Below are 12,182 nucleotides of genomic sequence, written 5' to 3'. Positions count from 1 at the left end.
CCGGACGGTCAGGCCGCGACCCACACGAAGCCGTCCTCGACCCGCGACGGATACGCGTTCACCGACTGCTCGGGCGCTTCCAGGCATTCGCCGGTACGCAGGTCGAAGTGCTGCTTGTACAGCGGCGACGCGACCACGACGCGCTCGCCGAGGCTGCCGATCAGTCCGCGCGACATCACGGCGGCCTGCGATACGGGGTCGACGTTGTCGATCGCGAACACGCCGCCGTCGGCATGCGCGACGTGAAACACCGCGATCTGCTCGCCGTTGACGAGCGCGCACACGCCGGTGTTCGGCACGATGTCGTCGAGCGGGCATACACGGGTCCAGGACAGCGGAAGGCGATCGTTCATGATGGGCTCCTTGCAAGGTGGCGGATGTCGGTCACGCGGTGGCGGTTTCGGTCGCGGCTCGGGTCGCCGCCGCGGCGACGACGGGGATCGGCACGGGCTTGCCGCCCGCGCGCTCACCGGGCGTCGCGGGCCGGATCTGGCCGCGCGTCTCGACGAACTCGATGGTCGTATCCGGCGCGTCGCTGTTCACGAAGTGGCGGAAGCGCTTGCGCGTGTCGGGATCGGTGACGGCCTTCTTCCACTCGCACTCGTAGGTGTCGATCACGTGCTGCATGTCGGCTTCGAGTTCGTCGGCGATCGCGAGCTTGTCGTGCACGACGACGTCGACCAGGTAGTCGAGGCCGCCTTCGAGGTTGTCACGCCACACGCTGGTGCGTTGCAGCCGGTCGGCCGTGCGCACGTAGAACATCAGGAAGCGGTCGATGTAGCGGACCAGCGTCGCACGATCGAGGTCGGACGCGAGCAGCTCCGCGTGGCGCGGCTTCATCCCGCCGTTGCCGCACACGTACAGGTTCCAGCCTTTCTCGGTCGCGATGACGCCGACGTCCTTGCCCTGCGCTTCCGCGCACTCGCGCGTGCAGCCGGACACGCCGAACTTGATCTTGTGCGGCGCGCGCAGCCCCTTGTAGCGGTTCTCCAGATCGATCGCGAGGCCGACCGAATCGTCGACGCCGTAGCGGCACCACGTCGACCCGACGCACGATTTCACGGTTCGCAGCGCCTTGCCGTACGCGTGACCCGATTCGAAGCCGGCCGCGATCAGCTCCTCCCAGATCGACGGCAGTTGCTCGACGCGCGCACCGAACAGGTCGACGCGCTGGCCGCCGGTGATCTTCGTGTACAGGCCGTATTTCTTCGCGACCTGGCCGACCGCGATCAGCCCTTCCGGCGTGACTTCGCCGCCCGGCATGCGCGGCACGACCGAATACGTGCCGTCGCGCTGGATGTTCGCGAGGTAGTAGTCGTTCGAATCCTGCAGCCCCGCGTGCTCCTTCTTCAGCACGAACTCGTTGAAGCACGACGCGAGGATGCCCGCGACGGCCGGCTTGCACACGTCGCAGCCGAGCCCGCGGCCGTGCTTGTGCAGCAGCGCGTCGAACGTCGTGATGCGCTCGACGCGAATCAGGTGGAACAGCTCCTGGCGCGAATACGGAAAGTGCTCGCACAGATGGTTGTTGACCGCGAGGCCCTGCTTCTTCATCTCGGCCTTCATGATCTGCGTGACGAGCGGCACGCAGCCGCCGCACGACGTGCCGGCGCCCGTGCACGTCTTCAGCGCGCCGAGGCTCGTCGCGCCGTCGGCCACCGCCGCGCAGATCTGCGACTTCGACACGTTGTTGCACGAGCAGATTTGCGCGCCTTCCGGCAGCGCATCGACGCCGATCGCCGGCTTCGCGGCGCCGTCCGACGACGGCAGGATCAGGAATTCCGGCGATTCGGGCAACTCGATGCGGTTCAGCATCATCTGCAGCAGCGTGCCGTACTCGGCCGCATCGCCAACCATCACCGCGCCGTGCAGGAACTTGCCGCAGTCGGACACCACCAGCTTCTTGTAGACCTGGCGGCGCTCGTCCGCGTACTGGTAGGTGCGGCTGCCGGCCGTCGTGCCGTGCGCGTCGCCGATGCTCGCGACGTCCACGCCCATCAGCTTCAGCTTGGTGCTCATGTCGGCGCCCGCGAACGCGGCCGCCGCTTCGTCGGCGTCGCCCGCGAGTTGCTTCGCGACCACGCGCGCCATGTCGTAGCCCGGCGCGACGAGGCCGTACACGGTGCCGTTCCAGGCCGCGCATTCGCCGATCGCGTAGATGTCGGCGTCGCTCGTGCGGCACGCGTCGTCGATCGCGACGCCGCCGCGCGGGCCGATGTCGAGCCCGCACGCGCGGGCCAGTTCGTCGCGGGGCCGGATACCGGCCGAGAACACGATCATGTCGGTGTCGAGATGCGTGCCGTCGGCGAACGCCATCCGGTGCGTGCCTTCGTCGCCGTCGACGATTTCGAGCGTGTTCTTGCCGGTATGCACGGTCACGCCGAGCGCCTCGATCTTCGCGCGCAGCATCCGGCCGCCGCCGTCGTCGACCTGCACGGCCATCAGGCGCGGCGCGAATTCGACGACGTGCGTGTCGAGCCCCATGTCGCGCAGCGCCTTCGCGCATTCGAGGCCGAGCAGGCCGCCGCCGACCACGACGCCGCGCTTCGCGTGCGCGCCGCACGCCTGCATCGCCTCGAGGTCCTCGATCGTCCGGTACACGAAGCAGCCGGCGCGATCGCGGCCCGGCACCGGTGGCACGAACGGACGCGAGCCCGTGGCGAGCACCAGCTTGTCGTACGCGAGCGTTTCGCCCGACACGAGCGTGACCGTATGCGCGGCGCGGTCGATCGACGCGACCTGCGCGTTCAGGCGCAGGTCGAACTGCGGATGACGCTCGAAGAAGCCGGGTTCGACGAGCGACAGATCGTCCGCCGACTTGCCCGCGAAGAATTCGGACAGATGCACGCGATCGTAGGCCGCGCGCGGTTCCTCGCCGAGCACCGTGACCTGCGGCGCGCCGGCCGCGGCGGCCTCCGCCGCGACGCATTCGAGAAGCTTGTGGCCGACCATGCCGTGGCCGATGACGATGAGTTTCATGATGGCGGTTCCTTCGGTCGATCAGTTCGCGGCGTTGGCGGCGGCCAGCGCGCGATCGCGCAGCTCGGCTTCGCGCGCCTTGTGTTCTTCGCTGAAGCGCACGGCCATCGCGCACAAGGCGGTCGCGGTGACCGCCAGGCCGAGCAGGCTCAGCGCCTGCTGGACGTCGCCGACACCCTTCAGCAGGAAAGCCGCGGCGACCGCGCCGACGTTGCCGCCCGCACCGACGATCCCCGCGACGCCGCCGAGCGCCTTGCGGTCGATGAACGGCACCAGCGCGTAGGTCGCGCCGCACGCCATGTGCGTGAAGAGGCCGAAGGTCAGCATCGCGACGAGCGCGATGCCGATGCCTTGCGCATGCGAGAACCAGATCAGCCCGAGCCCTTCGCCGATGATCAGCGCGCACAGCAGCGTCGCGCGCACGTCGAGGCTGCGGCGCGCGGCGATCTTGTCGGACAGCCAGCCGCCGAGCGCGCGGGCGAACAGCGCGAGCAAGCCGAACATCCCGACCGCGAAACCGGCGTCCTTCAACGACAGCTTGAAGTGATCGACGTAGTACAGCGCGGCGATGTTGTGGATGAACACCTCGACGCCGAAGCACGCGCCGTACGTGACGAACAGCATCCACACGCGATAGTTGCCGCACGCCGCGAAGAAGCTCGCCCAGCCGCCCTTCTTGCCGCTGTCGATCGTCACGCCTTCCTTGCGCAGCGCGACGAAATCGCCTTGCGGGCAGTCCTGCGTGAAGCGCCAGTACGCCCACGCCATCACGAGCATCGCCACGCCCGGCACGACCAGCGCGATGCGCCACGACGCATCCTCGCCGAAGCCGAGCATCAGCCCCGCGGCAACGAGCAGCGGCATCAGCGCCTGCGTCGCGCCCGCGCCGGCATTGCCCCAGCCGGCCGTCGTCGCGTTCGCGGTGCCGACCACGTTCGGCGCGAACATCACCGACGTGTGGTATTGCGTGATCACGAAGCCCGCGCCGATCGCGCCGATGCCGAGCCGGCAGACCAGGAACCACAGGTAGTCGTGCGTGAACGACACGGCGAACACGGGGATCGCGCCGAGCAGCAGCAGGCCCGCATACACGCGGCGCGGGCCGAAGCGGTCGCACAGCGGGCCGACCAGCAGCCGCACGGCGATCGTCGCGGCCACCGCGGCGATGTTGATGTTGGCGACTTGCGCCGCGGTGAGATGGAATTCGCGCGCGATCAGCGGCATCAGCGGCGCGCACGCGAACCACGCGAAGAAGCATACGAAGAACGCCATCCACGTCAGATGGAACGCGCGCATCGGCGCGGTGCGGAGGCTGAAGAGATCGATACGGGTAGCTTTGTCGGTCATGTCATCCGCCAAACGAAAAACGGCGTCCTGCGCACCCGGTCTCGTCGAGACCTGATACGTAGGACGCCGTTGCCCATGAAGCCCGTTGCCGGGCGCTTCGGTATTCGGTACTGCGGACGGATCGCCATTGACCCGCCCGAACGAGCTAATGCAAGCGACGTGCCATGTCGGCGTCAATCGCGCCGGGAACCCCACCGCACAAGGCGCAGCGGGTATCGGGCACGTCACCGCGACGCGCGACGCGCTCTCCGTCGCGATGCACCGAGGCACAGATGTGGTGCGCTGCAGCACTGTCGTCGTGCGGCATCGCGGTGCGCGCGAGCGCGGCACGATACGCGCCGATGCGGCATCGCGACTGCTCGCGCGTCGCGAGCACATGCCCGCTCGCGGCCATCGCACGGTGCGCCGCGTCGCGCAAAGGCGCCATCGTCGCGCCGGTTGGCCCGGATATTGCTGAACCTTCACTACACCGGCAACGGCGCCGGTGGGCAGTCCCCGCAAACCCGGCCCGCCCTTCACGGCGAGCCTTTCCGGACAACGGCGTCCCCCCGTGCACGGCACGGCCGGATGCCGGTGCGTTTCGACCGCCCGCCGCCGCCGAGCAACAACGCGAAGCAGACCGCCGCAGGCATGCGATGCGGCACAGGAACACGACATGACGACAGGCAAAGTCACGCTGCTGGGCGCCGGCCCCGGCGACCCCGATCTCCTCACGCTGAAGGCGGTGAAGGCGCTGGCCGCCGCCGACGTGCTGCTGCTCGACGATCTCGTCGCGCCCGGCATCGTCGAACTCGCGCCGCAGGCGCGCGTGATCCGCGTCGGCAAGCGCGGCGGCTGCCGCTCCACGCCGCAGGCGTTCATCGAGAAACTGATGCGCCGCCATGCGCTGCGCGGCGCGCACGTGGTGCGCGTGAAAGGCGGCGATGCGCTGCTGTTCGGGCGCGCCGGCGAAGAACTCGCGACGCTGCGCGCGGCCGCGATTCCGGTCGAGATCGTCAACGGCATCTCGTCGGGATTCGCGGCCGCCGCGAGCCTCGGCATCTCGCTCACGCATCGCGAACACTGCCAGGGCGTCACGTTCGTCACCGCGCATCGCCAGGACCACGGCGAACCCGACTGGGCCCGGCTCGCGGCGACCGGCACCACGCTCGCGATCTACATGGGAATGAGCCGCGTCGACAGCATCGCGGCGGGCCTGCTCGCCGCGCTCCCCGCGTCGACGCCGGCGGCGGCCGTGCAATGGGCCGGTACGCCCGAAGAGCGTCGCTGGACCGGCACGCTCGACACGCTCGCAAGCGGCATCGAAACCGCGCGGCTCGGCAGCCCGGCCGTGATCCTCGTCGGCGGCGCGATCGGCGAAACGGCCGCGCAGGAGGCGGACGCGGCAATCGGCGCGGCGCTGCCGCGGGCCGCCTGACATGGGCGGCATCGCGCGGCTTCGGCCGCTCCCCGTTTCGTTCACCCCCGGCCGCGCGTGCGGCCCGACTGCCTCGTTCGGCCCTTGCACCGACGCATCACTGCCCCTGTCGCCCGCCTCATGAGTTCGTCCGCCCTGCCCGTCCGCCTGCGCGTGCTGCTCGTCACCGATACCGACAAGCCGATCGGCGAACTCGGCAATGCGCTCGCGCGCCTCGGCTACGAGATGCTGAACGACGTCGCGACGCCCGCGCGCCTGCCGGCGGCCGTCGAGGAGCAACGCCCGGACGTCGTGATCATCGATACCGATTCGCCGTCGCGCGACACGCTCGAACAGCTCGCCGTCATGCATGCGACCGCGCCGCGCCCCGTGCTGATGTTCAGCCACGACGCCGACCAGGAACTGATCCGCGCGGCGGTCGGCGCGGGCGTCAGCGCGTATCTCGTCGAAGGGTTGTCGGCCGAGCGCCTCGCGCCGATTCTCGAAGTCGCGCTCGCGCGCTTCTCGCACGACGACGCGCTGCGCCGCCGGCTGGCCGACGTCGAGCGCGAACTCGAGGAACGCAAGCTGATCGACCGCGCGAAACGCGTGCTGATGGACCAGCGCAAGCTGTCCGAACACGATGCGTATGCGGCGCTGCGCAAGCGCGCGATGGATCAGGGCCTGCGCATCGTCGACGTCGCGCGACAATTGCTCGACGCGTCACCCCAGTCATGAGTGCCATGCATACCTCCCCTCCCGCCGCGCCGGAACGCGCGCATCTTCGCCTCGGGTTCGTCGCGCTGAGCGACGCGGCCCCGCTGATCGTCGCGCAGCGCCTGAATCTCGGCGCGCGTCATGGCCTCTCGCTCGAATTGAGCCGCCAGCCGTCGTGGGCGGCCGTGCGCGACAAACTGCTCAGCGGTGAGCTCGATGCCGCGCACGCGCTCTACGGGCTCGTCTGCGGGCTGCAGCTCGGCATCGGCGGCCCGCGGGCCGACATGGCCGCGCTGATGGTGCTGAACCGCAACGGGCAGGCGATCACGTTGTCGCGGGGCCTCGCCGACGCTTACCGCGAAACCGCCAACGTGCGTGCCGCGTTCGCGACGCTCGGCCGCAAGCCGCTGCTCGCGCAGACCTTCCCGACCGGCACGCACGCGATGTGGCTGAACGCGTGGCTCGCGTCGCACGGCGTCGATCCGCTGCGCGACGTGCGCAGCGTCGTGATTCCGCCGCCCGAGATGGTCGCCGCGCTCGCGGGCGGCGAGCTCGACGGCTTCTGCGCGGGCGAGCCATGGCACGCGGTGGCCGAAGCGTGCGGCGCGGGCCGCACCGTCGCCGTCACGAGCGAGATCTGGCCCGATCATCCGGAGAAGGTGCTCGCGACCCGGCGCGACTTCGTCGCGCTGTATCCGGCCACCGCGCGTGCGCTGGTCCGCACGCTGGTCGATGCGTGCGCATGGCTCGACAGCGCCGCGCACCGCCGCGAGGCGGCCGACTGGCTCGCGTCGCCCGACGCACTCGGCGTGCCGGCCCGGCTGATCGCGCCGCGCCTGCTCGGCGACTATGGCGCGGGGCCGTTCGCCACGCCGCCGCTGCCGATCCGCTTCCACGACGGCGGCGCCGTGAACCGGCCCGATCCGCGCGAGGCCCTGTGGTTCCTGTCGCAATACCGGCGCTGGGGCATGCTCGACGGTTCGCACGACGATGCGGGGATCGCCGCGGCGATCGCGCAAACCGCGTTGTATGATGCTGCGGTCGCCGAAGGCGGCGCAGCGGGCCCGTCACGGGCGTGACGCGCGCCGCACGGTGCAGCCCGCGTGTGCCGCCGGGCCACGGCGCCCGGCCGCTGCCCGCCCGCGCCGCCCACGCGGCACCGCCTTGCCACTCCGTCCCCGCTCCGAATCGATGCCGAAACGAACGCGCGCGCCGCTCGACGTGCTGCTCACCGAAGTCCGCGCGTGCCGTGCATGCGAAGCCGACCTGCCGCTCGGCCCGCGCCCGGTCGTGCGCGCCCATCGCGACGCGCGCATCCTGATCGTCGGGCAGGCGCCGGGCGCACGCGTCCATGCGAGCGGGATTCCATGGGACGACGCGAGCGGCAAGCGGCTGCGCGACTGGCTCGGCGTCGACGTCGAGACCTTCTACGACGAGACGCGCTTCGCGATCGTGCCGATGGGCTTCTGCTACCCGGGCCGCGGCGCGAGCGGCGACAACCCGCCGCGCCCCGAATGCGCGCCCCTGTGGATCGACCGGCTGCTGGCCGAACTGCCGTCGATCCGGCTCACGCTGCTGATCGGCCAGTACGCGCAGCGGCATTTCCTGCGCGGCGCGCGCAAGGCGACGCTGACCGATACCGTGCAAGCCTGGCGCGACTACGGCCCGGCCGTCCTGCCGCTGCCGCATCCGTCGCCGCGCAACCAGGCCTGGTTCAAGCACCATCCATGGTTCGACGCCGAGGTCGTACCCGAGCTGCGGCGCCGGATCGCGCCGCTCGCGGCAGGCTGAGCGGGGCCCGCGAGCCGGCGCCCGGCCCCGGCGCGCCCGGTTCGCTGTACCATCGCGGCTCAACCGCGTCACGAACAGCACAATCCTTCATGCCCTCCACCGCCCCGCCGCGCCTGTACGGGATGCCCGAACGCAGCGACCGGCTCGATTTCTACATCCGCGACCAGGCGTCGCGCCAGGCGATCACCGAGCCGCACCGGCACGCGTATTTCCAGATCCAGTTCAACCTCGGCGGCGACACCGAGCAGCGCATCGGCGGCGTCACGCGGCCGTTTCCGCGCGGCGCGCTCGCGTTCGTGCTGCCGCACCGCGAGCACCTGATTCCGCATCCGGAAGGCGCGCACTTCATCGTGATCAATTTCAGCCAGGCGTTCCTGCGCGCCGATCTCGACGTCGATCCGCTCGATCTCGAGGACGTGCCCGCGCACCGCTTCCCCGAACTGACGCCGTTCCGCTTCCAGGAGCACCTCGATTTCATCCTGACCGGCGATACGTACGACGAAGCGCGCCGCCTCGCGCTGTGCATGCTCGACGCCGATCGCGTGCGCACCTTCGGCTCGACCACGTTGCTGCGCGGCTACCTGCTGCAACTGATCGGGCTCGTCTGCACGCAGTACGCGGGCGCGCTCGACAAGCTCGCGCAGCGCGGCGCCCAGCGCGCCGGCCGGCGTGACGCGCTGGCCCGCGTGCTGCGCCACGTGCGGGCGAACCTGACGCGTGAGGACCTGACGCTCGCCGCGACCGCCGAAGCCGCGTTCCTGTCGCCGAACTACCTCGCACACCTCGTTCGCAAGGAAACCGGCAGCACCTTCACCGATCTCGTCACCGAGCGCCGGATCGCGCTCGCGCAGTCGCTGCTGGCCCACACCAGCCGGCGCATCGCGGACATCGCGCGCTCGGTCGGCTTCCGCGACGAAGGGTATTTCGCGCGGCGCTTCCGCGCGCGGGTCGGCGTGTCGCCGAAGGCGTACCGCGACGCGAACGCCGCGCTGCCCGCCGCCGACGACACGCAGGCGGCCACCGACGCGTAGTTTTGTCCCGGTAAAACGCAGTTGCGTCGCATCCGGGCGCATGCGCGTCGGGTATCGTTGCACGCATGCCGGCCGCTGCGCCGGCCATCCGTCTTCCTACCGAACGAGGCCATCCGATGTCCGCCTATGTCATCGACGCCGCCGAGCGTCCTTCCGTCGAAGTCGAACAGTCGTCCGCGCGCTTTCCGGTGCGCCGCGTATTCTGCGTCGGCCGCAACTACGCCGACCACGCCCGCGAAATGGGCGCCGACCCCGACCGCGAACCGCCGTTCTTCTTCACCAAGCCCGCCGACGCGATCGTTCCGGCCAGCGGCACGGTCGCCTATCCGCCGCTGACGAGCGATCTCCATCATGAAATCGAGCTGGTCGTCGCGATCGGCAAGGACGGCCGGTCGATCGACCCGGCCGACGCGCTGTCGCACGTGTGGGGCTACGGCGTCGGCGTCGATCTCACGCGCCGCGACCTGCAGGCCGAAGCGAAGAAGCTGAGCCGGCCGTGGGACTGGGCGAAGGGGTTCGACGCGTCGGGCCCCGTAACCGCGCTGCGCGCGGCGACGGCCACCGGCCATCCGGCCGCCGGCCGCATCTGGCTCGCGGTCAACGGCGACACGCGCCAGCAAGGCGACCTGGCCGACATGATCTGGCCCGTGCCCGACGTGATCGCGTACGTGTCGCGCTCGGTCGAGTTGAAGGCCGGCGACCTGATCTTCACCGGCACGCCGGCCGGCGTCGGTGCGCTGCAGCCGGGCGATCGCGTGACGGGCGGCGTCGACGGCATCGCGACGTTCGAATTCGTGGTCGGCGCGAAGCCGTAACGCGGCACGCACGGCGGCGCCTGTCCGGGCCGCCGCGCGAGATCCCGATGCAGGTCAGTCGTAGCGGCGCAGAAAGGCGTCGGCGACGGCCGGCGGATTCAGCGCTTTCGCCGACACGTTTTCCAGCGCCTCGGCCGCATCGTCGTCGCTGATCGACACGAACAGCGTGATCGCCGCCCGGTCGTCGCCCGTGCCGAACACGCCGTCGCGATCGAGCAGCCGCAATGCCTCGATCATGTCGGCGTGCAGTTGCCGGGAAAATTCGCTGAAGCGCGACGGGACGAACTGCGGGCTCAGCACTTCGTCGGCCAGCCGGCCGCAGATCGCGTTGAACGGCGAAGCCTCGGCCGCCGCGTACGCCCACTCGGCCACGCCCCACACGAACCACGGGTCGTCGTCCGCCACCGCCTGCCGCGCGCGGACCCGGCGCAGCCCTTCGACCGAATTGGCCGCCGGCACCACCGTCATCGCACCGCTGTCGGTGTACAACGCAAACGCGTAGAAATGCTCGTCCGGGTGCAACGCCCGCAGCGCCCGGAAGGTCGCCCTCGCGGCATCGGCAATATCCCGCTGGAAATCAGAAAAATCGCTCATCGCATCCTCGTCCAGTCGCCTTTTGCGCTCGTCGGGACACGCGGCGCGCGGCTCGTGCGTCGTCTCCCGGCATGCGGCGGATTGTCCGTCATTCGGCCGCGCGCCGGTACCGGGGCGCACCCGCGCTCACCGCCCGGCGTCCTGTCCGTCGAACACCCGCACGCACACGGCGGCCGCCAGCGCGATCGCCGCCGACAGCAGCATCATCGCGAGCGGCAGGTAGCCTGCGTTGCCGACGGTCAGCAGCGCGCCCGTCAACGACGACAGCGCGGCGCCGCCGCCGATCGTCATCGCGCCGGCCAGCCCCGACGCGCTGCCCGCCAGTTCCGGGCGCACCGACACCGCGCCTGCATGGGCGCCGGGGTTGCTCAGCCCGTTGCCGATGCCGACCAGCACGCACGGCCCGAACCATGCGAGCGCGTGCGTCGCGCCGCCGAACACCAGCGCAAGCCCGATCAGCGGCCCCGCGCACGCGACGACCCGCCCGCCCAGGATCGTCGTGGCCAGCGCGTAGCGGCGCGCGCCCCGCGCGGCCAGCAAGCTGCCGCACACGAAACCGGCCGTGATCGTCCCCATGTAGACGCCGATCTCCGCCGGCGCGATGCCGAATCGCGTTTTCGCGGCGAGCGGCGCGCCGGCCAGGAACGCATAGAACGCGCCCGTCGAAAACGCCATGCACAGCGCATAGGCCCAGAAGCGGCGCGCACGGAGCAGCGCCGGATACGCGCGAAGCTGCTGCCCGAAGCTCGACGACCGGCGCGTATGGGTTTCGACGAGATCGCGCGCGCACCAGGCGAACAGCGCGACGCCGACCGCGCCAAGCAACCAGAAGCTCGCGCGCCAGCCGACCGTCTGGTCGAGTGCGCCGCCGAGCGTCGGGCCGAGCATCGGCGCGAATGCGGCCGCCATCGCCGCATAGCCGATCCGGCTCGCCGCGCGCGCGCCGCCGCCGGTGTCGCGGATCGCCGCCATCGACACCGGATAGACCGACGTGATCGCCGCCTGCATCAGCCGGCAGCCGAGAAACACGCGGATATCGGCCGCCATCGCGCAACCGAGCGACCCGAGCGCGAATAGCGCGACGCTCGTCAGCACGATCGGCCGCCGCCCGAACCGGTCGGACAGCGGCCCCGTCACGAACTCGAGCGATGCGGCCACCGCCGCATACCCGCCGAGCGACAGCGCGACGAGCGCATAGTCGGTGTGCAGGTCGCGCACGATCGCCGGCAGCGACGGCAGGAACAGGCTCAGCGGCAGGACCGACAACGCGCACAGCAGGATCAGCGTGGCGTGCCGCGGCGACGCCGGGTCGGACGCGGTCGACAGGTTCGATGACAAGCGGATGCCCTCCCGCGCACGGGCCGCACGGCCGTGCGCAACACAAAAAAAAAGGTTCATCGTGGATTACCGGGGAACGCGGCGCGGATCTTGAGGAAGAAGTATTCCTCGTCGCGGTACCCGTAAGCCCTGCGCTTGATGACCTTGATAGTGTTGTTGATTCCCTCGACGACG

General features: G+C 70.5%; 13 protein-coding genes. 6 read left to right on the top strand and 7 right to left on the bottom strand.

Features of this window, described 5'->3' with window-relative positions:
* Positions 1-8: 8 nt before the first annotated feature.
* The 4 genes from nirD to MMB92_RS29195 form a co-directional block, all read right to left on the bottom strand.
* Positions 9-353 carry a nitrite reductase small subunit NirD gene (nirD, locus tag MMB92_RS29210; protein WP_006488749.1) on the bottom strand — a complete coding sequence of 115 codons (345 nt, stop codon included), beginning with the start codon at positions 351-353 and terminating at the stop codon, positions 9-11.
* Positions 354-384: 31 nt separating this feature from the next.
* Positions 385-2,979 carry a nitrite reductase large subunit NirB gene (nirB, locus tag MMB92_RS29205; protein WP_077056843.1) on the bottom strand — a complete coding sequence of 865 codons (2,595 nt, stop codon included), beginning with the start codon at positions 2,977-2,979 and terminating at the stop codon, positions 385-387.
* 21 nt (positions 2,980-3,000) lie between these two features.
* Positions 3,001-4,326: an MFS transporter gene (locus MMB92_RS29200; protein ID WP_084751500.1), complete on the bottom strand. Its 1,326-nt coding sequence runs from the start codon at positions 4,324-4,326 to the stop codon at positions 3,001-3,003.
* Between the two features lie 145 nt (positions 4,327-4,471).
* Entirely contained in the window at positions 4,472-4,753 is a 282-nt protein-coding gene (locus MMB92_RS29195; protein ID WP_154817384.1) for a hypothetical protein, read from the bottom strand.
* A gap of 228 nt (positions 4,754-4,981) precedes the next feature.
* On the opposite strand from MMB92_RS29195, the gene cobA reads away from it, so the two are divergent.
* The 6 genes from cobA (at position 4,982) to MMB92_RS29165 (ending at position 10,076) form a co-directional block, all read left to right on the top strand.
* On the top strand, positions 4,982-5,743 hold the full coding sequence (gene cobA / locus MMB92_RS29190) for a uroporphyrinogen-III C-methyltransferase (RefSeq protein ID WP_006488745.1): 762 nt from the start codon (positions 4,982-4,984) through the stop codon (positions 5,741-5,743).
* A gap of 120 nt (positions 5,744-5,863) precedes the next feature.
* Entirely contained in the window at positions 5,864-6,460 is a 597-nt protein-coding gene (locus MMB92_RS29185) for an ANTAR domain-containing protein (protein ID WP_006494730.1), read from the top strand.
* Between the two features lie 5 nt (positions 6,461-6,465).
* Complete coding sequence (locus MMB92_RS29180) at positions 6,466-7,518, top strand: CmpA/NrtA family ABC transporter substrate-binding protein (protein WP_062885574.1); 1,053 nt, start codon at positions 6,466-6,468, stop codon at positions 7,516-7,518.
* Between the two features lie 112 nt (positions 7,519-7,630).
* Complete coding sequence (locus MMB92_RS29175; protein WP_062885575.1) at positions 7,631-8,230, top strand: uracil-DNA glycosylase family protein; 600 nt, start codon at positions 7,631-7,633, stop codon at positions 8,228-8,230.
* An 89-nt stretch (positions 8,231-8,319) separates the two neighbouring features.
* The gene (locus MMB92_RS29170) at positions 8,320-9,261 is read left to right on the top strand and encodes a helix-turn-helix transcriptional regulator (RefSeq protein WP_034202257.1); all 942 of its coding nucleotides are present in this window, start codon (positions 8,320-8,322) and stop codon (positions 9,259-9,261) included.
* A 116-nt stretch (positions 9,262-9,377) separates the two neighbouring features.
* Entirely contained in the window at positions 9,378-10,076 is a 699-nt protein-coding gene (locus MMB92_RS29165) for a fumarylacetoacetate hydrolase family protein (RefSeq protein ID WP_006494728.1), read from the top strand.
* A gap of 54 nt (positions 10,077-10,130) precedes the next feature.
* On the opposite strand, the gene MMB92_RS29160 is transcribed toward MMB92_RS29165, so the two are convergent.
* The 3 genes from MMB92_RS29160 to MMB92_RS29150 form a co-directional block, all read right to left on the bottom strand.
* Positions 10,131-10,670, bottom strand: coding sequence for a DUF4303 domain-containing protein (locus tag MMB92_RS29160; protein WP_062911409.1), 540 nt, complete (start codon positions 10,668-10,670; stop codon positions 10,131-10,133).
* A gap of 126 nt (positions 10,671-10,796) precedes the next feature.
* Positions 10,797-12,008: an MFS transporter gene (locus MMB92_RS29155; RefSeq protein WP_084751501.1), complete on the bottom strand. Its 1,212-nt coding sequence runs from the start codon at positions 12,006-12,008 to the stop codon at positions 10,797-10,799.
* A gap of 56 nt (positions 12,009-12,064) precedes the next feature.
* Positions 12,065-12,182 (bottom strand): transposase (locus MMB92_RS29150; protein ID WP_166962788.1); only part of this gene is annotated, 118 nt, incomplete at its 5' end.

Source organism: Burkholderia sp. IO2, from assembly GCF_029522185.1.
GTDB lineage: Bacteria > Pseudomonadota > Gammaproteobacteria > Burkholderiales > Burkholderiaceae > Burkholderia > Burkholderia cenocepacia.
The sequence above is the reverse complement of the archived record's forward strand: the minus strand, read 5'-3'. Positions and strand labels throughout refer to the sequence as shown.